The sequence below is a fragment of the Ignatzschineria ureiclastica genome, from assembly GCF_003121845.1.
GTDB classification, from domain to species: domain Bacteria; phylum Pseudomonadota; class Gammaproteobacteria; order Cardiobacteriales; family Wohlfahrtiimonadaceae; genus Ignatzschineria; species Ignatzschineria ureiclastica.
In genome coordinates this window covers 1-25395 of sequence record NZ_QEWQ01000006.1, presented here as the reverse complement: position 1 = coordinate 25395, position 25395 = coordinate 1, and the positions used below count along the sequence as shown (strand labels likewise).

Here is a 25395-nt window from a genome sequence, read left to right as displayed (position 1 = left end):
GGCAATCATTATGCCAGCATTAGATTTAATTCGCCCAAGTGTGAAAGCAGTGCGATTGATCGCTTCACTACATGAGGATTTTCGTAAAGAACTCAATTTACCTGATGATATTCGCAGTTTAGGTCTATTGACGGCCGACTCTGACGATGTTGCCTATATTGCAGCCGATGAAGCGACGAAACAATCGGTTGTTCAAGTCGTATATGGTCGTTCACTGTATGCCGGGGCTGCTCATTCACCCTCACCTACTTCAGGAGAGGTCTTGATTATGTTAGGGGGACCTAATCCTGCAGAAGTTCGAGCAGGGCTTAATGCTATGATTAGCGTGATTGAAGAGGGACCTGCATTCCAATGGGCTAATGATCAAGAAGATACTGCCTTTTTAGCGCACGTTGTATCGCGTACAGGTTCATATCTCTCGGAAATGGCGAATATTCGCCACGGGGATTCTATTGCCTATCTAGTTGCCCCCCCATTAGAAGCCACTTTTGGCATTGATGCTGCTTTAAAGGCGGCGGATGTTGAGATGGTCTCTTATACGCCACCTCCTTCAGAAACCAACTATTCAGCGGCCTTTTTACGGGGTAGTCAAGCTGCGTGTAAAGCTGCATGTGATGCGTTTACTGAGGCGGTCTTAGAAATTGGTCGGAATCCGATTCAATCAGCTTAAATAGCAAGCGATTCAAGATCCTCTTTTAAGATTGATTGAGGATCAGTTTCGCATCTATTGAAAACTGAAATTGGGGATATCTACGGTAGATTATCCCCCTATTATTCATGAAGTGTAGAAAGGAGTTACAGGATGATTAATACACTAGGGTTATTAGAAGTGTATGGCTTTGTAGCCGGCGTAGAGGCGATGGATGCAATGTTGAAATCAGCAAACGTACGATTATTGAGTCATTCTGTAACACCCTCTGCATTAGTTACGATTGTGATTGAGGGCGATCTTGCCGCTTGCCGAGCCGCGCTTGATGCAGGTTGTGCCGCAACGGAGTATATCGGTGGCAAAGTGCTCTGTCAGAAAGTATTAGGTCGACCGGAACGAGATACAGAACGAATGGTATTAAGTTTTTGTGGTAATGATTCCGAGTTACACCAGGAGATTTTACAATCTTACGGCGTTGCCTCAAAAGCGGTAGAAGTATCGGTGGATAGCGCACCCCAATTGACCGAAGTATTTGAGGAAGAACCCCCATTTGAAGCCGATAATGAGCCGGTCGAGAATGAGACAGTCGATCGCTATAATAGTCAAATGGATGAAGACGAAAATGAGCGCATATCTCAGCAACCGGAGTTAGAAATAGAGGTTTTAGACCTTGAAGAATCCACATTAGAAGCATTAACAGAAGAAGTAATTTATCATGATGAGGTAGAAGCTGTAGAAAGAGGCGATGTTTCACGTGAATCGTCTGAGCTTCCCGATGATGAGGAAGATTTATCGCAAGAGGAAGTAGCAGAGGCAATGATTGAGGCCGCTATCGCCGAAGCGAATTTAACAAATGAAGAATCATCGATTGCGCAAGAAGTGGCAGAGACTCGTAATAAATTAGCGATTACTGAACTTGAGCGAATGGCACATGCCTCTATCGAACACGAGCATAAAAATGCAACAGATGAGCTGGATCTCACCGATGAGTTACTTGCGGAGGACTCTGTTGTAGATGATGATACAGCAGATGATGAAATAGCAGAAGTGATGGGTGAGTTAGAGGTTGAAGAAGTTGTAGAAGAAGCTGAGGAGGCTGAGGCGCATGCCGAGCTTTCAGAAGTAATCATCGAAGAAGCGACTATTTGGCAAGCAGAACGCGATGAGCAAGCTAATGCTGTGAGCGAACACTCTGATGGGGTTGGTCAAGATGAGACTGAAGAACAGAATGAAGAACAGAATAACGAGTCAAATAAAGAACAAAATAAAGAACCAAATGAAGAGCTGAATATCGAAGAGAATCTTGAATCATTGGATCTAGATGAGACGAATTTAGAGACGTTAGATTTAGAGGAATTGTTAGAAGATATTGATATCGAGTTTGATCCTGAAATGGAAGAGATCTTCAAATTAGTGGCTTCTTTCCTACGAGATAAAGGGGAAAAGGGCTCTAATTTATTAGAGATGAGTAACCGGCTTGGTATCGATTTAGCAAATCTTAAACGTGTGTTGCACCGCAGTGTTCGCCAGAAATTATTGCGGAAAAATAGCAATCGCTATTTTATCAATCTATAGGATTCAACGGATAGAGCTCAACTTATAAAGCTTAAGATGTGAGACTCAATTTTTAAGGCTCAATTGATCGGGTACGCAGGTACTTTAAGAAAGGGAATGTAGGATGAACATTGATCGTGAAACTATTAGAGCGCGAGTACAACAAGCTGGAATCGTCGGAGCGGGCGGTGCCGGTTTTCCCACTTATGTCAAGTTTGGTGCAGAAGCTGAAATCTTTCTAGTGAATGGGGCTGAGTGTGAACCCTTGTTGAAAGTAGATCAACAATTAGCAGAATTCAATGCCGAGCTATTAGTGAAAGGGATTGAGTATGGAATGATCGCCACTGGTGCAAAAGAGGGGATTATTGCTCTGAAAGGGAAGTATAAAACTGCGATCAGTGCCTTAGAGGCGCAGTTGCAGGGTCATCCACATATTCGTATCCATATTTTAGACGATATCTATCCCGCAGGCGATGAAGTTATTACCATTTGGATGGCTACCGGTCGTCGTGTACCTCCGGCGGCTCTTCCGCTCTCTGTGGGGGTTGTGGTGAATAATGTACAAACATTAATTAATGTGGCAAAAGCGGTGGAGCATGAAGCACCTGTAATCGATAAAACCTTAACGATTAATGGAATGGTACAAAATCCTATTACAGTCACAGTCCCTATTGGTACAACTTATCGTCAAGTATTGGAGATGGCTGGTGGTGTAACAACACCGAATCCGGCTTATATCAATGGTGGTCCGATGATGGGTACTTTGGTGACAGATCTTGATGCGCCGATCACGAAGACCACCGGGGGCTTATTAGTACTACCACAGGATCATCTCTTGATTCGCCGGCGAACACAAAATATGGAGAGTATTATTGCGATGGCGCGTACCGTCTGTGAGCAATGTTGTCTCTGTACAGAGCTCTGTCCACGTCACCTAATCGGTCATGAATTACCGCCGCATCTGATTGTTCGAGCCGTGAATTATCGGAAAGCAGATCAAACGGAATCTTCCACGGTATTGTCAGCTTTAACCTGTTCAGAATGTGGGATCTGTGAGGCTTATGCCTGCCCTGTAGAGATTTCTCCCATGCGCCTGAATCAAGCCCTTAAAAAAGAGTTCCGCAGTGCCGGGGCTAAATATGAGGGTGCGCTACGACCTCTTAATCCCATGGCAGAGTTCCGTCTATTGCCGATTAACCGACTCTTAACGCGGATCAATCTCGATAAGATGAATCATAAAGCACCCTTGATTGATATTGATTGGCAACCTGATCGTGTTACTTTACCTTTTTCTCAACATATTGGTGCACCTGCCAGACCGATTGTGAATGTGGGGGATCGGGTAAATCGAGGAGATCTGATTGCAGTAATGGAACCCGGACAATTAGGTGTTCCCTTACATGCTTCGATCTCAGGGGTTGTGGAACAAATTAATGCAGATAATATAGTGATGACAAAGGAGTGATAGATGTTACATGCAATTGGATTAGTGGAATTAAATAGTATTGCCAAAGGTATTGAAGTCACCGATGTAATGTTGAAAACGGCGGATGTAACGCTTCTTACTTCTAAAACGATCTGTCCCGGAAAATATATCGTGATGGTTGGTGGGGAGATCGCTGCGGTTACGCAATCAGTGCAATCGGGTGCGGAAGCAGGTGGATTTCTGCTAGTGGATCAATTTATTCTTCCTAATATTCACCCAAGTATTTTGCCGGCTATTAGCGGCGTGACAGCCGTTGAACAACGACAAGCAATCGGTGTTGTGGAAACTTATAGCGTCGCTGCTTGTATTGAAGCGGCTGATGCTGCAGTGAAAGCTGCTAATGTGACATTAATTCGAGTACATATGGCCTTTGGTATTGGTGGCAAATGTTATTTTGTGGCCGCAGGCGATGTGGCTGATGTGCAAGCAGCGGTAAATGTTGGGCAGGAGAGTGCCGGTCAGAAAGGGCTATTAGTCTATAGTATGGTCGTTCCTCGTCCACATCCTGATCTTTGGGAACAATTGATTTAGGGGGATACACAAGAGGGAAAGGATCGAGAATTATCGTCAATTATTTCCGACATCATTCCAATATCACTCCAACATCAAAAGCGATCATAGAAGACTTCATCACATAATTGAGAGAAGTCGCTATGATCGCTTTTGATATGTGCAGAGTTACTATTGGGGCAGATATTATAGTAATATCGGTTCAAAAGAAGCTCATTTAAATGCCGGCGCATCGGTTGTAAGAGACAAGGAAGCTATTCTATCCGGCATCTTGCAACTGTTGGTAAGTCAGGTTTTATCTTCTTTTAAAACCCCACAATAGCTGTTTAAAAACCATTTTTCTTAAACCAAATTTATTAATATTTACTCCATTACTCCGTCATTCAATGACAGCCCCTAAAGATTCTAAATAGCTACGAAAGCGCGCGATATCCTCGGGGTTTTGTGTGTTCATCTCAAAATAAGGTTCCGGTAAGCCACATTCCCGTAGAATTTGTCGCACTTTAGGGAGATCAATGTTGGGAAGATCTACCTTTGTGATCACCGTAATAATCGTTTTATGATTATAGATCTCTAAAATGCCACGAGGAAGCCGGCAAACCTCATCATCTGCGGCGTGAACATAGATAATAATCTCAGCCTCAGTTGTCGTGCTTATCATCGCTTTATAGAGATGTGGATGGCTAAAGAATTCCCCGGGGGTATCGATACCCCCGGCGAGATTATAATCCACTGCTTGTGTCTTGCGAGCAAGTTCAAAATCGCCTTTGAGCGCATTAAAAATGGACGTTTTGCCGGCATCAACCGCACCGACAAAGACATATTTTTTAGTTTTAGGTATCGCCATAATGATGATTTATTTCCTTTTGTGCTTTCAGCTTCTGCAAAAACTTAAAACAATCATGCATAACAGTCTGTTTTCGGAATTTAACTTAGCTTCGGGTGAGCGGACAAACTGTATACCCTAAGGTATTTTCTAAATTACGAATCGTCTGTATGAGTGCTTCTTCAATAGCGCCTACAGATCCATAAAGTACTAATGCACCGGTGAAACGATCTAGAAAACCGATATTCACATCCGCAGCTTTAGTGGCATAATCGCCGGCAATCATGGCAGTTTCACTCGGTGTTAAGGTCATAATACCGATTGCTTCAGCGCCGGGAACGCCAATTTTAGTAGCAAGATCCGCGCCAGGATGCGCAATCAAATGGGCCAGTGTGACCTGTTTACCAGGCACAAACTCTTGAATAATGCGGGTAGGAACTTTTTCAAAATCCATAAAAATATCTCCTGATCTCAATGATTACTATGGGTTTAAGCCTGATAAGCGGCAATAGCATAGGGGGTAAAGAAAATCGCGTGCTCAGGTAGAATTACCGTAAGCTCAGGGAATTCTTTCTGAAAGAGTGGTTGAACGCCGGGAAGCATACAGCTACCGCCCGATAGATAGAGCCGATCTACAGGATAATGCTGTAAATGTTGTCGGGTGATATCTGCCATTTTTTCAAATACAGGACGAACAATAGGCCAAATCTCTTTGCCCTTGGTAATTTTCTCTGTTTCGGCATCTTCATAGCTTTTACGCAGACTACCTGCAATAGTTAAGGTCACGTGTCGGCCGCCTGTTGCCTCATCGCCGGAATAGATCACCTCACCGTCTTTAAGAATCGCAATTCCCGTTGTTCCGCCGCCGATATCTACGACAGCAGCTTGATTGAGTTTTAAGAGATTCGCTACTGCAGAGGGTTCATCAATCACAGCAGCCACATCTAACCCCGCAGCCTCAATGACATTTACCGAGATTTTGGGATCTGTTCCAGGAGGATAAGAGGTATTGGCCGCGGTGAATTCTGTTTTTAATAAGGCTTCTAGTTCGCTAATCTGCTTTTTAACAATGGTCATCGCTTCATAGAAATTGACGACCACACCGTCACGCACCACATCCGCCCAACTAAGACGAGCGGCAATGGGGTTATTATCAGCATCTAATACCACTGAGACGATGTCACTCGTTCCTAAATCGATTCCGAGTTTAAGGGGCAGTTTAGGATTGACGACTTTGTAGTCGCTATTCACAATTTTGGCTAATTGTTGCAGATTATCGCTAACCCAGCTTGGGAGAAGTTCTGTGGATTGTGTCATAACATGTCCTTAAGAGAGATCTATTGGGGAAGATAACGATTTAAAATCGGTTCAATGAGCGCCCGTAAGGTGGATTCATCCGTTTGATGATTGGGATATTGTTGCCGAAGTCGCTCGATGACGCGAAAGTAGATCAGTTCTCGATCAGAAATCGCAAAGTTAGGGCGAATCCCACAAAATTGAGGCTTGATTGTGGAGTGAGGACTTGATTGAGAGGGAGTATCCTCTGTTTTTGTGCGCGTGATGGTTTCTAAAGTGATGCCATATTCTTGCAAGAGATCCCTTGCTTCAGGTGTAATAAGATCACGGGTTTCACAGTAAGATAGCCTCTTATCCCCTTGGCGGATTAAAGTACGAACCGTATCGGCTGTAATGATTTTTTTCATATTATCTCGCTTATTCAATTCGGGATTATCGCTACATTAACAAAACACAGTAGCAATCAAAATGATCTCTTAATATCAATATTTGGCAAATTATGAAAAAAGCGTATAAATATTGATTCAAGTAGGAAAGACTGTTTATGAAGTGGCAGACGAATTGCAGATGCTATATAAATAATCCTTACTAAACGCATACCATAGACTTTTTAGGGATTTTTAGCATTATTGTAAGTTTTATCAGTTCTTTATTGTGATATATAAAATTCATTGACCAAATGTGTAATGAGTCATGTATTAATTATTGTATAGGGTAATATAGATAAAACAATTAAATAATATTTATTGATATTTTAGTTTGGATTTTAATTGAATTTTTAAAAAATAGTTAATCAAGAATAGTCATTTCCGAGTAGCCATTCAGAAAGAGCCATTCAAAAAAATGATTCAAGAATAATCGCTATGCAAAATGATCATCTAAATGATCTCTATTTTAAGATGTGTTTGTCCGATTAAATCAAACTTGCTTCGATCAAATCTGATCAAAGTAGAGTTTGAGTTGATAGTCCCTTTATTTCAGTAAGAATAGGGGAAGGTGAGGAATGTGATGGGTTACAAAGATAAAATTGATCTTCATCGATTTCATAAATACTCTACAAATCTTGTTGATTCAGCAGATAACTTGCGTCCTATCGCAACACTGAATCAGATTCAACTACGTCAATCGAATGATGTCTATGAACATGCGTGTAATATCACCGGTTGGCAACAGCTCTATAATCAGATTCAACCTGGGGAATTTTCTGGGTATGTTAAAGAGGGATGGATTGAGGGCATTCAATTCTTTAAAGAGTACACTAGTAAATTGGTTCAGCAAAAGTGTATGGTTTGGCCGGGTGCGATTTGGATCGGGATTCCTGTACCGAATAATAGCGAACATGGGATGATCGGTCATAATGAGCTTGCGGATAACTTGGTTGGTATTCAAATTGGTGGGCAGGAATTTGGTCTCAATACTCCGGATGACTATACGATCTTAGGATTAGTGGTCGATCTCTCACTATTAGAGAGTTATTTTGAAGTATTTCTACAGCGTCCATTACCGCTGAAACATTTAGCCAGTCAAATGACTATTGCAATGCAGCCAACAGATAAATTACGTCTCTGTAATACGATTGAGGTGTTGCTTGAGATGGCGCAACATACGCCGCATATTCTCAATAATGAAGCCACACTTAAAACATTGCGTTATGACTTGTTAGATTTGCTTGATCTGCTTTTTCATAATATCGATCAATCTCCCCGTATTGTACTTCCTAAATCCCGGCTGAATCATATCAATATTGTGCAAAAAGCCCATGAATTTATTCTTGATAATGCCCGATGCCGCGATGAGATGACGATTTTAGATATTTGTGAATATCTCCATATAAGCCGACGAACGTTACAAACGGCCTTTAATAATATTTGGCACGTTTCACCGGTTACTTACCTGAAAGCGATTAAACTCAATGCTGTGCGTAGGGAATTAAAAAGTCCCTATTCTGAATTTATAACCGTTCAAGATGCCGCAATGGCTTGGGGATTTTGGCATATGGGTCAATTCTCCCAAGATTATCAATCCCTCTTTAAAGAACGCCCCTCTCAAACACTGAATCAGCGGTTACGGTTTCATTAAAATTGATTCTTTCAATATAAGAAAGGGATCAGTGTGGATTGATCCCTTATAGAGTGATGCATGTTAACTTGATGTAAGCAATCCTTTATTATCTGCGTTGGCATGAAACAAAGCTCAGATCTCCATCATTGATCGTGAGCTTACCTTTATTGAGATGATAGCTTGTTTCTCTTTTGCCATAGGTTTGGGAATAATCCGGTGCAAATTGGAAAAACTCTGCTATTCCACCAAAGGCCTCAGGGGTATTAAAGTCTTCATTATCGCCAGCATTTAATCCAGGAAAGCTCTCGGTATAGGTGAACATCCAACCATTTAAACGAACAGTATCCCCAGAAATTGTGAGAATATATTGGCTATCATCTAAAATCTCCGGATTACTACAAAGAGATTTATCTGTCACCCAGGTACCGATAAAATTCCGATGAATGAGATCTGCTCCGGGAGCTGTTTTAATCGTCATTCGTGGTAATTTAGGATTGTCTACAGAAAAGAGGTAGAGCGGTAATTGCAACCAACGACCATCGGGTTGCCTCTCTTGAGCATCCACGATCTCAAATTCATGTAGTGCATCAATACATTCTGTTTCTAATAAGCCAAAAGTTGTACTTGTAGCATTAGAATCTCCAAAGCCCTCGATCTCTAGTTTTTGCTGATCAATAATTTGACCGAACATATCTTTCGCATTGAGTGAAAGTTTTAAATTCTTAAATTCCGAACCTGAACCACCATTATCGACTTTAAATAGATAAGAGCAGTAACCTTGACCAATATAGTCTGAAGTTATCGGCATAATACGCGCACTTCTCTCAGTTTGCCCAAATGCCAATGACATTGAAGAAGCCAACAAAGTGAGCGTAGCTATTTTGAGTAGTTGTTTCATTTTTCTCTCCGGTGGATGTTTAATAGGTTATTGATTTATAAATATAGTAGCATTGTTTTATGACAGGTTGTGTCTATAGAGTCATAATAAATTAATCTTATTATATAATTATAATAAGATATTGCTTTGTATCTTATAAGCTATTTAACATAATTTTTAAAACAATCGGTTATTGATTTATCTGTTATTTATCTAAAACCAGAAAACCCGCTTGCGCGGGTTTCTCTCTTCTTTCTTCTATCTCAAGCACTGTTTCTTACAATAGTTCCTACTCAGGCAGAATGGCTTCTCCTAAATTGAGCATTAAGCGATTTGCCCAGCCGAAGATTGAGACTGCTTGGATGAGGTCGAGGATTTCTAATTCATCAAGACCTGTGGCTTTGAGGTTTTCGATATATTGCGGGTTGAGTGTGCCGGGTTGTTCGGTTAGGGCAATGGCAAGGTCAATAATCGCAGCATCGCGAGCTGTTTCTGCGGCAGTCCTTGGATTCTCAAAGATCGGTTGCACCAGTTCCGGGCGTTTTGAGGCCATTACAAAACGTTGAGAATGAACAGAAGCACAGTAGACACAGCCATTAATTTGCGAGACAGTTAACGCGCCGAGCTCCCGTTCGGCTCTGCTTAATCCTTCGGGGGCATACATAATCTCATTATAGGTTTGCGAGCGATGATGTAGAATTTCAGGTTGATGTGCGAGTAGCAGATAGTAATCCATCGTTTTAGCTTTAGGGTGGCTCTCTTCTAAAACCGCGATCTGCTCCGACGTTGCTTGTTTGAGGTCGAGGACTTTGAGCCAAGCTTTCCAGCCGAGCACTTCATTGGTAAAGCCATTGGCTCTAATTGGGTTTTTCATTGGGTATCCTCCAAGGCTTGCATTGCTTTCAGACCGGTAACTAACCGAATTTGATAAGAGAGAAAGGCGATCAACTGTGCCAAAGCGATACAATCTGCCGTTGCAACACCGGCGCTTTCAAGGTCGAGTAGGGCGCTTTGATCCCCTTCAATCGGCTTGAGGGTTAAAGTGCGGGTAAAGTGTAAAATAGCGCGTAAAGTAGGCTCAGAAATGAGATCAAGATCATCCTGCAAAACCGCTTGTAAAGCCTCTTCAGTAACACCTGCATCCTCTGCTTCATTGAGATAATGACGGGTTAATTCGTGCGATTGTGTCAGTTGAGCGGCATAGAGTGCAACAAGCCAACGGGTTTGTAGGGGGAGATGTAGTTTGTTGCTAAAGAGCGCATCATAGCTGGCTTGTGTGCTGTGACAGATATTATCTCGAAAATGGCGCGCGCGATAGGTGCTTCCTGCGGGATTGAGTTTTAATAGCGTATCGATGAGATCCAATTGATGCGTCTGATTTTCGGCTTGATGCTCGGCGGGATTGTCCGCACCGATCTGCATCGTGGGATTCAATTGTGTCATAGAGATTCCTTGAGTAGATCTGTTAAAAAGGTTTGTACTGCCTGCCAACTCGCTTCATTTGCCTTGGCATTGGCTTGAGGGCAACCTCCATTACTATTAATGCGCCCTGAAACCGGATGCGTATGGGTAATTTGCGTTGTGGGTAGATAAGGGAAGAGAATGTTATGTCCGGCATTAGGCGTATCACACCAGCGGACAGCATAGGGAAAATCATATTGCGCCAATCGATCAATAATCATTCGGCAATAGCGGCTTGAGGGCCAAGCCCCATCATCAGTGCCGGAGATTAAGAGAATCGGCGATCGGATCTTCTCCACAGGAATCATCGCACGTTCAACGGCTTCCGGGTCATCAAGGGCTGTTAAGATTGCCCATTCGTGCCGATGAGGATTAGGACCTTCATCAAAAGGGGCCCAGCTCGCAGTGCGATTATTCTCCCAAAGGTGGGGGAGCGCTTTCCCTTGATAGTACCAAGTAGGCGCTTCTCGCCCAATTTTTGGATCGGCCGCATTTTGTCCGGAATGAATTACAGCGCCCGGAACATAGGCGATTACAGCGGAAACATCATCAGGAAAGAGGCTTGCTAATAGTAATACAAGTTCGCCCCCTCGAGATTGCCCGTTGAGTGCCACAAAGTTATGGAGAGGTGTATAACGGTGACGTAACCAATCGAGCCCAGTTTTAAAATATTCTAGATTCGTATTGGAAATATAGTCTGATAGTCCCGGTGCTTTGAAGTAGGCCAAGGCAAAGGCGATATATCCTCGACTTACATAGAGCGCTGCGCGGGGTTCATTCATTCCGCCGCCAGAACCATTGAGAATCATTATTGCCGGATGAGGCCCTTCTGTTTTCGGTTGATATATTACACCGACTAATCCCTTTTCTCGCACTTCAATACGGCGAATCCCTTGATCTGCAAGTTGTTGCCAGAGGGTTGCCTCTATAGTGCCTTGTACCCCAGTAACCCTTACTTGGGTCGCAATAGTTTCGAAGAGATCTTGAGAGAAAATCGGTGTATCTGTCGCGTGATCTTGTGCGATCTGATCCGGTGTTTGAGACCAGATCAGTCCCATAGGATCGATCGTTTGATAATCTTGATCTCTATCGGGCAAGGGGGCTTGTTGAGTGAGATCGACCATTCCCGTTACATCGGCTTTAAATCGTGCGTGACTGCGCCAAGGAATGCCCGCGCGGAGTGTTTCTGTGGATATTTCGATCGTTTCAAATGGTTGTAAACCACTGACTCGAATCTCTCGAGGAGTATCAATGGTCGCTTTAGTGGGCGTAATGATCAGTTCCATTAGATGAATGCTCCTTTTGGCTGTTTTGAAATTGTTTAAGATTTTGCAATCTTTGAGATTCGATGACAGTGATCTATTTACGACAATGGGATACTTGCCGTATTGTTTCTAGGGATGATTGCTATGAATTACTTTTGTGGCGTAACCATTTGCGGTACAGTTCGATCTGAACGAAGGGGTTTTACGATTAATCCTTTTTTTGCTGCCCAGATATTTTTGTAATGAAATAGCGGAATAATACCCACTTCCTCACTCACAGTAACCGCTGCCTCTTGCATTAAGGCTTCTCGTTTTGCACTATCAAATTCAGTAGTGACCGCTTTCAGGCTATTATCGAGTTTTTCACTACTATAGTGTCCCCAGTTAGATGCCCCTAAACCCGCTTCAGGATTCACCGTTGCGAGAATATTAACCATTGCATAAGAAGCCTCGCCGGTACCATTTCCCCAAGCAATGACAGATACGGCATACTCATTTTGACGAGCTGCAGAGGAGTAGACCGCCCAAGGCACCACTTCTACCTGTGTTTTAACACCAATGCGCGTCCAAAATTGTGCAACGGCTTGGACTGTTTCCGGCGCTAAAGGATAGCGATCGGTCGGCACGTGAATGGTAATTTGGAACCCATCAGGGTAACCCGCTTCCGCTAAGAGGGTTTTTGCCCTTGCCGCATCGAAGGGAATCGGTGCGATATCCGGGTTATAACCTGTACTATCTTTCGGCATCCACTGATTAGCAACGGTTACGCCATTTTGTAAAATACGATCGGCAATGGCTTCCCGATTAATAGCGATTGATAATGCTTCTCGCACTCTTTGATCGAGGAGGGGATTGGTTGGTAGAGGCTTCCCGTTATTATCGGTAATATATTGATTCACCGCAGAATTGAAGCTCGGTTGCAGTAGGAATACCCGTAAACCATCATAGGGGAAGACTTCTACTTTTGACTCTTTCTGTAAGCGGGCAAGATCTGAAACCGACACTTTATCGATTACATCAACACCGCCGGATAGGAGTGCCGCGGTACGGGAAGCGGCATTTGGCATATAGAGATATTCTACCGTATCCCAAACCGGTGCTTCTCCCCAATATTGCGGATTCTTCTCGGCTACGACTTTTTCCCCCGGTGTATAGCTCACCAGCTTATAAGCCCCTGTACTCACTAACGCTTTCCCCGAGTTAAAATCTTCGCTACTCGCTTGCTCAGTAACCGCTTTATTGACAATGTAGACGGAAGTGAGATTGAGCGGTAAGTCAGGATTGGGCACATTCGTTTTAATTTCGAGCGTTGTAGGATCTAGAATCGTCACCGTATCAATGGTGCGAACATAGCCGGTAAAGGGTGCAACAGAGCCGGGAACATTGCGAATACGTTCAATGGAATAGACCACATCTTCGGCAGTGACAGGCGTACCATTATTCCAAAGAATATCGCTGCGAAGCTTAATTTCCCAGGTCAAAGGATCGATATTGCGCCAACTTTCAGCGAGTGCGGGATAAAGTTGTCCGCCATTTTTATCTTCTACTAAAGTGTCAAAGAAGAAGATGCTTGCAGAGCGATCGCCGGCAAAATTATTGAGCTGTGGATCAAGTGATGAGAGGTTATCGGCAAATGCGATTTTGAGATGATTTTCTTGCGCTAGTGCCCCGGTGCCGAGTAGCCCTGAAAGTAGGGCGATAGTCAGTAATTTTTTCATAATATCTCCTTGGTGTTTATAGTTTGGTGTTATCTGGGGGTGATGTATTGTTGTTATCTTGTTCTTATTGCTACGAGTGATAATGATTTGAGTAGATGATCGGCATTAAGCATTGGGGTTTTACGCCTGATCATTGAGATGACAAGCGCTGAAATGTTGGGGGCTTACCTCTTTTAACAAGGGCGCGTCTACTCGGCACTGCTCTGTGGCAAGCGGACAACGTGGGTGGAAATGGCAACCTGCCGGGGGATTGAGGGGGCTTGGAATCTCTCCTTTAATGGCAACAAATTGTTTTTTACGATCGGTAATACGGGGAATTTCAGCTAATAGTGCTTGGGTGTAAGGATGATTAGGATGCGCATAGATCTCTTCGGTGGTAGCGGTTTCCACTATGCGGCCTAAATACATAATTGCCACGCGATCAGAGAAATGCTCAACAACGCCTAAATCGTGACTAATAAAGAGATAAGTGAGATCTAATTCATCTCGCAAATCCATAAAGAGATTTACGATCTGTGCTTGAATCGAAACATCGAGCGCCGCCACTGCTTCATCGCAGACCAACATATCCGGTTGTACGGCTAAAGCACGGGCAATACCAATTCTTTGTCGCTGTCCGCCACTAAATTGGTGCGGAAACCGCTGCCGGTAGCTTGCATTTAAGCCGGCGCGTTCAAGTTGTTCACTGACATAATGATCTACAGATTGGGTAGAGACTAAATGATGAATGAGCGGTGCTTCCCCGATACTATTCGCAACACGTTGCCGAGGATTAAGACTTGCATAAGGATCTTGAAAGATCATCTGAATGCGTAGTTGCGTCTCCTTCCATTCTTGACGATTCATCCCATCAATGGCTTTCCCCTCGACACGCATTGTGCCGGCAGTCGGTGGAAGAATTCCGGCGACAACACGACCTAAGGTGGATTTGCCACAACCTGATTCGCCCACTAATCCCACAACCTCACCTTTTTGAATCGTGAGATTGACATCATTGACGGCTGCCGTAATGGTAGGGGATTTCTGTAAACCTAAGTGGGTTAAATAGTGCCCAATCCAGCCCTGTTTTTTTGCACCAAAATATTTAGAGATGCCTTCTAATTGTACTAATGGAGAGTTCATAGTGTCGGCTCCTCTGCTATTGCGGTCGATGAAGTGGTCGATGATGTGATAGATTGCCTGATTTGTCTCTTTTCAACAGAATGACTTGGGAAGAAACAACTGACTTGATGAGGAATGTCGGAGTTATCCTCTGAAATGGGGGTTAGATGCGGTTGAGTGTGACACTGTTCGGTGGCGCGTTCACAGCGAGGGGCAAAGGCACAACCTGACGGGAGATCGGCTAAATTAGGGGTAATGCCATTAATCTGTGTTAAACGTTCTCCCCGAATATTATGGCTCGGTAAACTGTTGATTAAGCCCTGTGTATAAGGATGTTGTGGATGCGTTAAAACGGCTTCGCTGCTGCCTGATTCCACAATTTTACCGGCATACATTACGGCAATACGATCGGCTAACCCCGCAACAACAGAGAGATCGTGGGTAATCCAAATCAGCGCAGTACCATAATTATGCGCAAGCTTCTGTACTTCCGATAAGATCTGCGCTTGTATCGTGACATCGAGTGCTGTCGTCGGCTCATCGGCGATAATCAGATCCGGTTGCAGTAATAGAGCAATGGCAATGGCAACCCGCTGACGCATACCGCCGGAGAGCTGATAAGGATATGATTGCAGTCGCTCTTTAGGGCTAGGAACTCCCATTAGGGCTAAGGCCTCTTCGGCGCGTGCTCGAGCGGCTTTATAGCTGATCTTTTTGTGAGCTTGTAATGTCTCTATCATCTGCACATCAATGCGTAATACTGGATTGAGCGTCATCATTGGATCTTGAAAGATCATTGCAATTCGATTACCCCGAAGAGAACGCATTGCTTTTTCGGGTAGTGTTAGCAGATCTTGTCCTTTAAAATAGACGTTCCCATTCACCACTTTTCCCGGCTTATCAATGAGATTCATCAAGGAAAAACCAGTCACCGACTTCCCTGAACCTGATTCGCCGACAAGTCCTAAAATCTCCCCAGGTTGTAACTGTAAACTGACATCATTGACCGCAAATAGCTCCCCCTCTTTACTTGGGAAAGCGGTTTTGAGATGTTGCACATCTAAGAGTAATGATCGATCCATTAGCGTAACCTCGGATTAAACAGTGTCCGGCAACGATCGCCGATTAAGTTTAGAGAGACAATCGTTAAGAGCAATGCAATGCCGGGAAAGAGGCTAATCCAATATTGTCCTGATAGTAGATATTGATAGCCATTTGAAATTAAAAGACCTAATGAGGGCTCAGTAATCGGAACGCCAAGCCCTAAGAAACTCATCGTTGCCTCAAGGGTAATCGCTCTTGCAATTTGTAAGGCACCAATGACAATGAGTGCAGGTAAACAGTTGATGAGAATATGTTTGAGCATAATGCGGTATTTAGGAATCACAAGATTTTGCGCAGCTTCCACATACTCTTTTTGTCGCTCGATTAAGGCTTGACCGCGCGCAGTTCGAGCGTAGTAAGCCCATTCAAGGATCACCAAGGTTAAAATGACATTACTCACCCCTTTTCCGAGATAGGCGAGAATCATCATCGCAATTAAAATAGAGGGGAAAGAGAGCATCAAATCTACGGTTCGCATTAAAATTGCATCGATCCGGCCACCAAAGTAGGCAGAAGTGATGCCGATTGTGGTACCTAAAATACTCGCGATAATCGCCGAGCCAATGCCGACAATAAGACTAATACGAAGTCCATAGACAATTGCCGAGTAGAGATCCCGACCTTGTCCATCGGTGCCCAACCAATAGGTGTAACTGCCTAAACCATTTTCACTGCCGGGCGGTAAGCGGGAGTCGAGAATATCGAGTTGCAACAGATCGTAAGGATTTTGTGGCGTAATCCAAGGCGCTAAAATGGCAGCCAATAAGAGAATCAGCGCCATTACAAATCCGATAAGTGCGAGTTTTGAGGCAAAGAAAGCTTGCAAGTTTTCTCGAAAAAGAGAAGGTGCGCGTTGAGGGGACGGATGATTGGCAATATTTTGTGGGGTCATACTGTCGTCTCCTTACGGGCACGAGGATCAACAATGCGATAAGTGACATCGACAAGGAAGTTAATCGTGACAAAGAGACAGACAATAATAATGAGATAGGCCAAAATCACGGGGCGATCGAGTTGATTGATGCTATCTAAGATCAATTTACCCGCTCCCGGCCAAGCAAAAATACTCTCAGTCACTACAGCACCGGCAATCGTCGCGCCGAGCTCTAATCCCACAACGGTCACAAGAGGAATCAGCAGATTCCGAAAAATATGAACACGGATAATGCGTGCTGGCGATAAGCCTTTTGCCCTGGCAAATTTAATATAATCTTGTGGCACAATCTCTTGCACGCCGGCAAATGTGAGCCGAATGACCAGAGACATCTTGAAGAGTGCTAAATTAAAAGCCGGTAAAATAAGATGATAGAGGCCATCGCCGGTTAAAAAAGACCACTCTAAACCAAAGATAGTCACTGTATCGCCCCGACCGCCCGCAGGAAGCCAGCCGAGTGAAACACTAAAGGCCATAATGAGCATTAATCCAATCCAAAATGTAGGAAGCGAAAAGCCCAAGATGCTGCCGGTCATCACAATCTTCGAGAAGAGTGATTCAGGGTAGAGTCCGGCAATAAGCCCAAGTGGAATCCCGATCACAAGCGCAATAATCAAGGCAGCAAAAGCTAGCTCAATGGTAGCCGGCAGTCGTTGTAATACGAGTTCTAAGGCAGGTTGATTATAGACGAAGCTATTGCCAAGATCTCCGTGAAGTGCGCTCACTAAAAATCGCCAATATTGCTGCCAAATAGGGAGATCTAAACCAAGTTGAGAGATCAGCATTTCTCGATCTCGTTGATCCGTATCGGGACCGATTAAGATATCCGCCGGGTTGCCAATGAGATGCAATCCAATAAATACAATAATAGTCATTAACAGGACAATAATGCCCGCCTGTATTAAACGCCTTAATCCCCAGCCAATCATCGATTTCTCCACTCAATCCTTGTGTGATGAGAAATCGCAGCGTGATGAACTCAGTAGCACCCCATCATTCTCGGCGCATAAGTTTCCCCATCCTTGGTATTCCCATTACATACTTTGATAGTATTCTTTAACATACTTTTTTTATATGAATTATATGTATTGAAAGTACAAACTATTTGCCACAGTGTCAATATGTTTTTTGTGAAATGGGGAAATAGTGATTAAAAATAATCAGTTATGGTTTTTAAGAGGCGGTAATCTTGAGGAAGGGGATAGATAAAGAATAGAGATCAAATAAAAGTGATGAGAGGCTTGCTAAATGGGCAATATTAAAATAGAGGATCTCCTGCAATGAAAAATATCATTCTTTCTTCTATCATTCAGCTTTGCTCCTATTACTTAATTATTTATTTTCAGTAAATTGATCTAAGTAATAAATTTCTTATATTTTAATATATGACTTACTTTTTATATTAAAACTAATATATAGTTTATATATGTTTTATTAAGAATTATTTTGTTACAACAGATACAAAATTCTATGTAAGGTCATTATGAAATTTTATCGCGCTAAACTAATGTTCATCTCTTTCCTGACCTATATGATTATGGCGGGGCTCTTAACGCAAGTCGGGATTATTATCGATCCCATGGCGAAATATCTTGGAATTCCTATTACTGAGGCTGCCTCAATTTTCTCCTATTTAACAGGAGGGACATTGTTAGGAACCATTATTTCGATGTTTGCCTATTCTAGGTTAGAGATTCGAAAAGTTTTACGGCTCAATTATCTGCTTTTTTTAGTGATACTGGCATTGATCATCTTCTTCAATTTTCAAAGTGCGGTAATGGTTTCTCTCTATTTATTGGTCATAGGCGCTTGTTGTGGTATCGGTTTATCGGGTGGGGCGGTGATTATCTCTAAGATCTTCAATGAAGAGAAACGGGCTTCCGCCTTTATTGCGACGGATTGTGCTTTTAGTGCGGCAGGCTTTATCTTTCCTAGTTTAACTACACTCTTAATTGCTTCCGGTGTTACTTGGACTGGCGGATATGCCGTTGTAGGAGTCATCGTCCTCTTTGTCTTTTTAAGTACTTTTATCTTTCAATATCCAGAAGAAGCACCCACCGAGAAGATAGATGCTCCGACTCGACCGGCTCTCTATGCAAATTTCAAAAGTATTATCAATATTCGTGTGATTTTAGCCGGTATTGCTTTAGGTCTATATCTGCTAGCGCAAATAACCTTTTTAACTTGGGCACCTAATTATCTACAAGAAGTGTTTCAATTATCTTCTCAAGAATCGAGTTTAGCCGTTAGTAATTATTGGGGGCCTTCTATTTTTGGTCTGATTACTGCTGCTATTTTAGTGAATAAGTTTTCAGCGCGTTATATGCTAGTTATTATTCTTTTTGTTGCGATTTTTATTACCACATTTTTAAATCTTACAACGAGTGCAACCGCTTTTCTCTATGCAACAGTCATATTTGGTTTCTTCACCTCAGCGATCTACAAGATTGGTATTTCAATTGGCTCGCAACAAATTCAAAATGCACCGGCTATTCTGGTGACCTTTCTACTGACTTGTGGTGGCATCGGTAGTACTGCAGCACCGGCATTTTCTGCTTTTTTTGTGGGCAATTTTGGTATTCATAGTGCGATGATTATCACAACGACAGCATTTGTTGTAGTATGTGTACTCTTTATCATTTGTTTAATATTAGAAAAACAAGCGACAAAAAAGCTTTAACATCTATAAAGGTAAAATAACGATGACAGATATTAGAAAAAAAGTGATTTTTGATACCGATCCCGGCATTGATGACGCAATGGCGATTCTTTTTGCCGAAGCACATGAGTCGATTGATTTAATCGGTATTACAACAGTATTTGGCAATGCTACTATCGAGAATGGTACACGTAATGCGCTGTTTTTGAAGAAAAAGTTTGGTCTAAAAGCCGATGTGGCGCAAGGAGCGGATATTCCGCTTACAATTGAACCGGGTGAACCAACCACTTTTGTTCATGGTAATAATGGCCTTGGCGATATTGATATTCCCGATGAAGATTTTGGGGAAGTTGATCCACGCCCGGCGCATGATTATATTATCGATCAGGTGAAAGCAAATCCTCATGAGATCACGATTATTGCGGTTGGTCGTTTAACTAATCTTGCTTTGGCAATGCAGAAAGATCCGTCTATTATCCCATTAGTGAAAGAGATCGTTGTAATGGGCGGTGCTTTTGGTTTCCACGGTCATACAGGTAATGTAACACCCTTTGCAGAGGCTAATATCTTAGGTGATCCGCATGCTGCTGATATCGTTTTCACAGCCGCTTGGCCGGTTGTCGTAGTAGGTCTAGATGTTACTCAGCAGAGTATTATGGATCCTCAATATTTAGAAACATTGCGTGATTCTTCAGAGAAATATGGTGATTTTATCTATCAAATTACCCGTTTCTATGCTGATTTCCATAAGAAATCAGTTAATCTAGATGGCTTCTTTGTCCATGATGCTTCAGCGGTTGCTTATGCCATTGATCCAAGCCTCTTTACCACTAAAAAGGGTAATATCCGCGTAGTGACTGAAGGCCCTGCCATCGGGCATACTATGTTCAAAGGAAATCCTCGCATTTTCCCTGTAGATGAGTGGAGTAATAAACCGCTTCAACATATCTGTGTCGATGTGAATAATGACGCATTTTTAGAGCTCTATATGAAAACATTAGTCGGTTAATATAGAACAGCATTGATAGGTCATAATTTGTAATAATAGATACAGATAGAAGCACCGCTAGAAGGGATTTTAGTGGTGTTTTTGTAATTGACGTTGGTAAAGTGGGCACTAGATTTAGTTGAATCCCGCCCAAATTCCCGCACAAATTTATTTTAAAAATCAAAAAGCCCGCTAAATAGCGGGCTTTCACAATCATGATTGGTGGAGGCGGCGGGATTTGAACCCGCGTCCGAAAACTATCCATTCTTGGTACTACATGTTTAGCCGTATCTTTAATTTAACTTCACATCGTCCGACCGGCAGGAGATGCAAAGCTGTTCTAAGTTAAGTTTCGCAAAATACCCCTTAGAAATGATATTTCACTATTTCGTTTAAGTTGACTGATGATAATACCGAACGAACACAGTATCATGATCAGTTAGCAGACTAAGCTGCTAAAGCGTAGTTGTTATCGTTTGCAACTATACAAATTGCCGCGTTTTTACAAGACTCTCGACCATCTTGACATGCACCTCAAACTTCAACATCCCCGTCGAATCCAAGAACGCCCCCGTTTAAGTTGATAGAGAATTATACCTCTTCTACAGGATTTACGCAATGTTTCCCTGATTTTGTAGGTTGATATTCAGGATAACGTTCATAGAGTTTCTGCAATTGAATCCGTGCAGGCGTGAAATCAGCTTCGGCAGCTTCTTTCAATAATGCGTAAGCTCGTGGGATATCTTTGGTAACGCCGGGGCGAGATTGCATTAAGAGTTTGGCAAGTTCCATCTTGGCATAAGGATGACCCTCATTCGCGGCTAACTCGTAAAATTGTAGCGCCTTAGGAACATTAAGACCCACAACAACATCATTGGCATACATATAGCCCACCTTGAACAATAGCTCTTGTTGCGCCTCACTAGCTGGCAAGGCAAGAATTCTCTCTTCTAGTTCGCGAATCTGCTGAAGTGCTTCAGGGCTCTCTTGCCGAGAAAGCAGAAAGTAACGCAAGGCAAGGGAGAGATCAATGAGCTTTTTCTCAGTTTTGAGTTCAATTAATCCAAGGTAAAAGAGCGCTTTGTAGTATTTCTTATTTGCGGCTTTCTGTAGATAGGCTTTTGCTTTTGCAAAATCTTGCGGAACATATTTCCCTTCATAATAAAACGTTCCCATCCGATAGAGATCGACTTTATTATTCAATGCTGCCGAGATACGTGTGAAGAGATATTCTAGAGAGAATGTCATGATTAATCCTGTGGTGATGTTAAAAATAGCTACTCAGCAGTATAACTTCTAAGATTAAGCTCGTAACGCTTACCTTTTTCATAATAAGCGATTAAGGCCGGAAGGTAGTAATCTTCTGGTGCAAGTCCAAGTTCCACACGATCATCGCCTTCACCACTAACATAGAGTTTAATTGTGGTATTTTTGCCATTAATTCTAGCTACTTGCGTGCCGGCTCCGGTAAAAGTGGGGCGCTCATAGATCTTCTTACCATTAGTTGTTTGAATTTTTTCGGTGAGAGGACCTTTATTGAGTGCTGATTGCCAAGCAGTTGTAAAGAAGTCTTGCGCTAATTTGGTCATTTCTGCGGAGAGTTGTTCGCTGGCGCGGCCATAAGTGATAGTTCTGTTTTGAGTATCAAAATCGGCATAAGCATAAGGTTTATTACTACGAATATCCCGGAATTTTTGCGTAATGAGGCGATTACCTTGCATCGTTCCCTCGCTCTCAAACACCATTTTTTTGAAAGGAATGTTGACGATCGTTTTAAGTTGATATTTGCCATTGCCATATTGGAAGTCCATTGTCGCCGGTACTTGAAAAGGGCCGACAAAATTAAGACGCATTTTATGGGGCATTTCTTGGGCTATGGCGATCATCGAACAAAAAATAAGTGAAAAAATGAAAATAAATCGTTGCATGAATTGTAGAAACCTCTAAAAATGTAGGAAGGGTTCTATAACCCTGATATGATGAAAATCCCATTTTAACATGGGGGATAAGTGGATAAAACTGAAGCTTTTGCATCTGAAGTCAAAGGTTAAGTGATCATCAATACCACGTTCTATATTATAACCATAACACAGCAAAGAGGAGCTGCGCATGCAACCTAATTTACGTCAAAGACATTTTTTAAAGTTACTTGATTTCTCAAAAGAGGAGATTCTCTATTTAGTAGGACTCGCTGAAGAGCTTAAAAGAGCGAAGAGAGCGGGGATCGAGCAACGACGACTAGCAGGGAAAAATATTGCGCTCATCTTTGAAAAATCTTCAACTAGAACCCGTTGTGCATCAGAGGTGGCGGCGGCAGATCAAGGTGCAACCACAAGTTACTTAGGGAGTGAAGGGACTCAAATTGGCCATAAAGAGTCAATGAAAGATACCGCTCGTGTTTTAGGAGATATGTACGATGCGATTCTCTATCGCGGATTTAGCCAAAAAGTGCTGGAAGAAGAGCTTGCGGCTTATGCAGGTGTACCGGTTTATAATGGTTTGACGGATGAATTTCATCCCACACAAATGCTCGCGGATCTTTTAACGATGAAAGAGAATAGTGATAAACCTATCACGGATTTGAGTTATGCCTATGTGGGAGATGCCCGAAATAATATGGGGAATTCCCATCTTGTGATGGCAGCGAAATTAGGAGTGGATTTCCGCGTTGCTGCACCGAAACATCTTTGGCCGGAAGAGGCTTTGATGAAACAATGTGAAGCCTTGGCGGCGGTGAGCGGCGCAAGATTAACCTTTACTGAAAGTGCAGAAGAAGCCGTCAAAGGTGTTGATTTTATCCATACAGATGTGTGGGTATCGATGGGAGAAACAGAAGAAGCATGGCGTGAAAGAATTGCCCTTTTGCAACCGTACCAGGTTAATGCCGCTTTAATGCGTGCGACAGGCAATAAGAATACGAAATTTATGCACTGCTTGCCGGCATTTCATAATCGTGAAACAACGGTCGGTGAATGGATCTATGACACATTTGGGTTAGATGGTGTTGAAGTGACAGAAGAGGTTTTTGAAAGCGCTCAAGGAGTCCAATTCCAACAGGCGGGTAATAGAATGCATACGATCAAAGCGGTGATGGTCGCAACCTTAGGATAAAGGATAAACTATAGATAGAATCTGACAATGATATGTTATATCCGATTGTTAAGTATGTTTATATAACACCTCTATCTCTTATTTATAAGTACAACCATTAGATTGAAAAAGCCACTTTTCTATATAAAAGTGGCTTTTTTGTTGCTGCTGATCTGTCTTAAATACCATTATTGAGGCGTTTTAATAATTCAATCGCTTGCTCTTGCGGGTAGTTTGTCATGATATTTAAGGCTCTAGGCGCAAAACGATCGCCTTTCATTGCTGCTTGTTGAAATAAGTTGTAGGCTTTAGCGTAATCGGCGGGGAAGTCCGGAGTATTTTGTGTGTAGAGTAATCCTAGACGATAAGCCGCATGCGGTTGTTCGTTAGCTGCGAGTTGATAGAACTGTGCAGCAACAGGAATATTAGCAACGGTGCCTTGTCCTGTTTCAAACATATTGCCGGCATTAAGTGCTGCACGAGTATTGCCTGCATTCGCCGCTTGTTGGAAGTAGGAGAGTGCTGTTTCTGGATTTTTTGCGCTACCTTGGCCACTGTAATAAGTCATACCAAGATTGTAGAGCGCATTGGCATTACCTTGCTTCGCTGCTAATTCCCAATAGCGTTTTGCTTGATTCATATCTTGAGGGACTTCGGCACCTTGAGCATATTTATTTCCAAGATAATATTGTGCGTATTGATCGCCTTTTTGTGCAAGCTCACTTAATTGGCTAGTGCCTAATGTCCGAACCATTTCGATATGTTCAGGGGAAATAACTGTAGGTTGTTGTGGCGTTGTTGATGTTGTTGCTAGACAACCTGTAAGAATGAGGGCGAGCGATGTTGCAAGAAATGTATGTTTTAACATAGTAAGAGCCTTTAGTATTTAATATTGATGTAAACCTTAGTTGTACCAGATATCTATAAAAAGGTTTAAAAATAGTGAGATAACTAGAAATAGGGTAAATGATGAGCTTCATTGTAGAAGATGAGTCTATATTTCCCAAATATTTAACCTGCACAAAGATGAATATAATTATAAATCAAATAGTTGTAAATGATTCAAGGCATGTTTAAGGGGAATATATTCGAACCTTAACCGAAAACGTCTAAAACTTTAGCAATAAAACCCCTTGCAAGATCTCAAAAAGAGTGTAGAATTCTCCTTCTTGATTCAGACGACACCTTTCGAGGTGACAGAGAAGAGAGTGGTTTTGGGAGTTGTGATCAACTTTTAAAACGGTCAGATTTAGAAGTGTTTAGTCTCAGTGTTGGTTTTAATGAGCTTTAAAAATCCATTTAGAACTAATTTCAAAAAGATTAAAAAACTTCAAAAATAAATTTGACAATAAGCATCTCGATCTGTAGTATAGTTCGTCTGCTTAGGGCGGTGAAAAACAAGTAAACGGGCCTTTAGGTGATGAATACTTTCACTAGTTTCTAAGCGTTCTTTAACAAATTAATCTTAAGTAAGTTTGTATGGGGGCTTGTATCGCTTTGCGAGAGCAAAAAGATAGAAGTCTAACCAAACAATTCCAGCACTATTTTTAATAATGGGAATAGTAGCAGTAATTGAGTAAATGGGTTAGATCGAGAGATTTAAAACATTATTAAGGATTTAAACTGAAGAGTTTGATCCTGGCTCAGATTGAACGCTGGCGGTATGCTTAACACATGCAAGTCGAACGGCAGCACGGAGAGTTTACTCTTTGGTGGCGAGTGGCGGACGGGTGAGTAATGCATAGGAATCTACCTTTTAGTCTAGGATAACTACCCGAAAGGGTAGCTAATACTGGATGTGGACTACGGTTTAAAG

General features: G+C 42.4%; 23 protein-coding genes, 1 rRNA gene, 1 other RNA gene and 1 pseudogene. 9 read left to right on the top strand and 17 right to left on the bottom strand.

Features of this window, described 5'->3' with window-relative positions; genetic code table 11:
• The first annotated feature begins 10 nt into the window (after positions 1-10).
• The 4 genes and pseudogenes from eutL to DC083_RS08495 all read left to right on the top strand — a co-directional run bounded on the left by eutL (position 11) and on the right by DC083_RS08495 (position 4220).
• Complete coding sequence (gene eutL / locus DC083_RS08510; RefSeq protein WP_109189798.1) at positions 11-670, top strand: ethanolamine utilization microcompartment protein EutL; 660 nt, start codon at positions 11-13, stop codon at positions 668-670.
• 132 nt (positions 671-802) lie between these two features.
• Positions 803-1075, top strand: a pseudogene (locus DC083_RS10380) (BMC domain-containing protein); the annotation flags it as partial.
• Between the two features lie 1252 nt (positions 1076-2327).
• The gene (locus tag DC083_RS08500; RefSeq protein ID WP_109189796.1) at positions 2328-3668 is read left to right on the top strand and encodes a 4Fe-4S dicluster domain-containing protein; all 1341 of its coding nucleotides are present in this window, start codon (positions 2328-2330) and stop codon (positions 3666-3668) included.
• Between the two features lie 3 nt (positions 3669-3671).
• Positions 3672-4220, top strand: coding sequence for a BMC domain-containing protein (locus DC083_RS08495; RefSeq protein WP_109189795.1), 549 nt, complete (start codon positions 3672-3674; stop codon positions 4218-4220).
• Between the two features lie 358 nt (positions 4221-4578).
• Here the strand turns inward: DC083_RS08495 and DC083_RS08490 are convergent, their stop codons facing one another.
• From DC083_RS08490 to DC083_RS08475, 4 genes are all read right to left on the bottom strand, one after another.
• Positions 4579-5046: a EutP/PduV family microcompartment system protein gene (locus DC083_RS08490; protein WP_109189794.1), complete on the bottom strand. Its 468-nt coding sequence runs from the start codon at positions 5044-5046 to the stop codon at positions 4579-4581.
• 85 nt (positions 5047-5131) lie between these two features.
• Complete coding sequence (gene eutS, locus DC083_RS08485; RefSeq protein WP_109189793.1) at positions 5132-5479, bottom strand: ethanolamine utilization microcompartment protein EutS; 348 nt, start codon at positions 5477-5479, stop codon at positions 5132-5134.
• Between the two features lie 35 nt (positions 5480-5514).
• On the bottom strand, positions 5515-6342 hold the full coding sequence (gene eutJ, locus DC083_RS08480; RefSeq protein ID WP_109189792.1) for an ethanolamine utilization protein EutJ: 828 nt from the start codon (positions 6340-6342) through the stop codon (positions 5515-5517).
• Between the two features lie 20 nt (positions 6343-6362).
• Entirely contained in the window at positions 6363-6728 is a 366-nt protein-coding gene (locus DC083_RS08475; RefSeq protein ID WP_109189791.1) for a cupin domain-containing protein, read from the bottom strand.
• A 601-nt stretch (positions 6729-7329) separates the two neighbouring features.
• Here DC083_RS08475 and DC083_RS08470 point away from each other — a divergent pair.
• Complete coding sequence (locus DC083_RS08470) at positions 7330-8400, top strand: helix-turn-helix domain-containing protein (protein ID WP_109189790.1); 1071 nt, start codon at positions 7330-7332, stop codon at positions 8398-8400.
• 88 nt (positions 8401-8488) lie between these two features.
• On the opposite strand, the gene DC083_RS08465 is transcribed toward DC083_RS08470, so the two are convergent.
• From DC083_RS08465 to DC083_RS08425, 9 genes are all read right to left on the bottom strand, one after another.
• Entirely contained in the window at positions 8489-9280 is a 792-nt protein-coding gene (locus DC083_RS08465; protein WP_109189789.1) for an IrmA family protein, read from the bottom strand.
• Between the two features lie 268 nt (positions 9281-9548).
• Positions 9549-10133 carry a peroxidase-related enzyme gene (locus DC083_RS08460; protein WP_109189788.1) on the bottom strand — a complete coding sequence of 195 codons (585 nt, stop codon included), beginning with the start codon at positions 10131-10133 and terminating at the stop codon, positions 9549-9551.
• On the bottom strand, positions 10130-10702 hold the full coding sequence (locus DC083_RS08455; protein WP_229822618.1) for a CMD domain-containing protein: 573 nt from the start codon (positions 10700-10702) through the stop codon (positions 10130-10132). Before DC083_RS08455 ends, DC083_RS08460 begins: the two co-directional genes overlap by 4 nt.
• Positions 10699-12006 carry an acyl-CoA thioesterase/bile acid-CoA:amino acid N-acyltransferase family protein gene (locus tag DC083_RS08450; protein WP_109189787.1) on the bottom strand — a complete coding sequence of 436 codons (1308 nt, stop codon included), beginning with the start codon at positions 12004-12006 and terminating at the stop codon, positions 10699-10701. The genes DC083_RS08455 and DC083_RS08450 overlap by 4 nt, the downstream gene beginning before the upstream one ends.
• A 128-nt stretch (positions 12007-12134) precedes the next feature.
• Positions 12135-13703: an ABC transporter substrate-binding protein gene (locus DC083_RS08445; protein WP_109189786.1), complete on the bottom strand. Its 1569-nt coding sequence runs from the start codon at positions 13701-13703 to the stop codon at positions 12135-12137.
• 120 nt (positions 13704-13823) lie between these two features.
• Positions 13824-14825, bottom strand: a complete 1002-nt coding sequence (locus DC083_RS08440) for an ABC transporter ATP-binding protein (protein ID WP_109189785.1) — start codon at positions 14823-14825, stop codon at positions 13824-13826.
• The gene (locus DC083_RS08435) at positions 14822-15886 is read right to left on the bottom strand and encodes an ABC transporter ATP-binding protein (protein WP_109189784.1); all 1065 of its coding nucleotides are present in this window, start codon (positions 15884-15886) and stop codon (positions 14822-14824) included. Before DC083_RS08435 ends, DC083_RS08440 begins: the two co-directional genes overlap by 4 nt.
• Positions 15886-16800 (bottom strand): ABC transporter permease, encoded by a 915-nt coding sequence (locus DC083_RS08430; protein WP_109189783.1) that lies wholly within the window; start codon positions 16798-16800, stop codon positions 15886-15888. The genes DC083_RS08435 and DC083_RS08430 overlap by 1 nt, the downstream gene beginning before the upstream one ends.
• Positions 16797-17771 carry an ABC transporter permease gene (locus DC083_RS08425; RefSeq protein ID WP_026878182.1) on the bottom strand — a complete coding sequence of 325 codons (975 nt, stop codon included), beginning with the start codon at positions 17769-17771 and terminating at the stop codon, positions 16797-16799. The genes DC083_RS08430 and DC083_RS08425 overlap by 4 nt, the downstream gene beginning before the upstream one ends.
• Before the next feature lie 554 nt (positions 17772-18325).
• Here DC083_RS08425 and tsgA point away from each other — a divergent pair.
• Entirely contained in the window at positions 18326-19522 is a 1197-nt protein-coding gene (gene tsgA / locus DC083_RS08420; RefSeq protein ID WP_109189782.1) for an MFS transporter TsgA, read from the top strand.
• A gap of 31 nt (positions 19523-19553) precedes the next feature.
• Positions 19554-20510 carry a nucleoside hydrolase gene (locus DC083_RS08415; protein WP_109189969.1) on the top strand — a complete coding sequence of 319 codons (957 nt, stop codon included), beginning with the start codon at positions 19554-19556 and terminating at the stop codon, positions 20508-20510.
• A gap of 199 nt (positions 20511-20709) precedes the next feature.
• Here the strand turns inward: DC083_RS08415 and ssrA are convergent.
• The 3 genes from ssrA to DC083_RS08400 form a co-directional block, all read right to left on the bottom strand.
• Positions 20710-21062: a transfer-messenger RNA gene (gene ssrA, locus DC083_RS08410) on the bottom strand.
• Between the two features lie 18 nt (positions 21063-21080).
• Positions 21081-21737, bottom strand: coding sequence for a tetratricopeptide repeat protein (locus DC083_RS08405; protein WP_109189781.1), 657 nt, complete (start codon positions 21735-21737; stop codon positions 21081-21083).
• A 29-nt stretch (positions 21738-21766) separates the two neighbouring features.
• Positions 21767-22417 carry a hypothetical protein gene (locus DC083_RS08400; RefSeq protein WP_109189780.1) on the bottom strand — a complete coding sequence of 217 codons (651 nt, stop codon included), beginning with the start codon at positions 22415-22417 and terminating at the stop codon, positions 21767-21769.
• A 181-nt stretch (positions 22418-22598) separates the two neighbouring features.
• Between DC083_RS08400 and argF the strand changes: the two genes are divergently transcribed.
• Positions 22599-23600 carry an ornithine carbamoyltransferase gene (argF, locus tag DC083_RS08395; RefSeq protein ID WP_109189779.1) on the top strand — a complete coding sequence of 334 codons (1002 nt, stop codon included), beginning with the start codon at positions 22599-22601 and terminating at the stop codon, positions 23598-23600.
• A 157-nt stretch (positions 23601-23757) separates the two neighbouring features.
• On the opposite strand, the gene DC083_RS08390 is transcribed toward argF, so the two are convergent.
• A complete protein-coding gene (locus tag DC083_RS08390; protein ID WP_109189778.1) occupies positions 23758-24447 on the bottom strand; it encodes a tetratricopeptide repeat protein in 690 nt (229 codons plus the stop codon).
• 752 nt (positions 24448-25199) lie between these two features.
• On the opposite strand from DC083_RS08390, the gene DC083_RS08385 reads away from it, so the two are divergent.
• Positions 25200-25395, top strand: a 16S ribosomal RNA gene (locus DC083_RS08385); the annotation flags it as partial.

Coding starts and splice junctions, on each gene's coding strand:
- DC083_RS08495 (WP_109189795.1), top strand. CDS start 3,672: ATGTTACATGCAATTGGATTAGTGGAATTAAATAGTATTGCCAAAGGT.
- DC083_RS08435 (WP_109189784.1), bottom strand. CDS start 15,886: ATGGATCGATCATTACTCTTAGATGTGCAACATCTCAAAACCGCTTTC.
- DC083_RS08405 (WP_109189781.1), bottom strand. CDS start 21,737: ATGACATTCTCTCTAGAATATCTCTTCACACGTATCTCGGCAGCATTG.
- DC083_RS08430 (WP_109189783.1), bottom strand. CDS start 16,800: ATGACCCCACAAAATATTGCCAATCATCCGTCCCCTCAACGCGCACCT.
- tsgA (WP_109189782.1), top strand. CDS start 18,326: ATGAAATTTTATCGCGCTAAACTAATGTTCATCTCTTTCCTGACCTAT.
- DC083_RS08500 (WP_109189796.1), top strand. CDS start 2,328: ATGAACATTGATCGTGAAACTATTAGAGCGCGAGTACAACAAGCTGGA.
- DC083_RS08450 (WP_109189787.1), bottom strand. CDS start 12,006: ATGGAACTGATCATTACGCCCACTAAAGCGACCATTGATACTCCTCGA.
- DC083_RS08475 (WP_109189791.1), bottom strand. CDS start 6,728: ATGAAAAAAATCATTACAGCCGATACGGTTCGTACTTTAATCCGCCAA.
- DC083_RS08400 (WP_109189780.1), bottom strand. CDS start 22,417: ATGCAACGATTTATTTTCATTTTTTCACTTATTTTTTGTTCGATGATC.
- DC083_RS08455 (WP_229822618.1), bottom strand. CDS start 10,702: ATGACACAATTGAATCCCACGATGCAGATCGGTGCGGACAATCCCGCC.
- DC083_RS08440 (WP_109189785.1), bottom strand. CDS start 14,825: ATGAACTCTCCATTAGTACAATTAGAAGGCATCTCTAAATATTTTGGT.
- eutL (WP_109189798.1), top strand. CDS start 11: ATGCCAGCATTAGATTTAATTCGCCCAAGTGTGAAAGCAGTGCGATTG.
- DC083_RS08425 (WP_026878182.1), bottom strand. CDS start 17,771: ATGATTGGCTGGGGATTAAGGCGTTTAATACAGGCGGGCATTATTGTC.
- DC083_RS08445 (WP_109189786.1), bottom strand. CDS start 13,703: ATGAAAAAATTACTGACTATCGCCCTACTTTCAGGGCTACTCGGCACC.
- eutJ (WP_109189792.1), bottom strand. CDS start 6,342: ATGACACAATCCACAGAACTTCTCCCAAGCTGGGTTAGCGATAATCTG.
- argF (WP_109189779.1), top strand. CDS start 22,599: ATGCAACCTAATTTACGTCAAAGACATTTTTTAAAGTTACTTGATTTC.
- eutS (WP_109189793.1), bottom strand. CDS start 5,479: ATGGATTTTGAAAAAGTTCCTACCCGCATTATTCAAGAGTTTGTGCCT.
- DC083_RS08465 (WP_109189789.1), bottom strand. CDS start 9,280: ATGAAACAACTACTCAAAATAGCTACGCTCACTTTGTTGGCTTCTTCA.
- DC083_RS08470 (WP_109189790.1), top strand. CDS start 7,330: ATGGGTTACAAAGATAAAATTGATCTTCATCGATTTCATAAATACTCT.
- DC083_RS08390 (WP_109189778.1), bottom strand. CDS start 24,447: ATGTTAAAACATACATTTCTTGCAACATCGCTCGCCCTCATTCTTACA.
- DC083_RS08490 (WP_109189794.1), bottom strand. CDS start 5,046: ATGGCGATACCTAAAACTAAAAAATATGTCTTTGTCGGTGCGGTTGAT.
- DC083_RS08460 (WP_109189788.1), bottom strand. CDS start 10,133: ATGAAAAACCCAATTAGAGCCAATGGCTTTACCAATGAAGTGCTCGGC.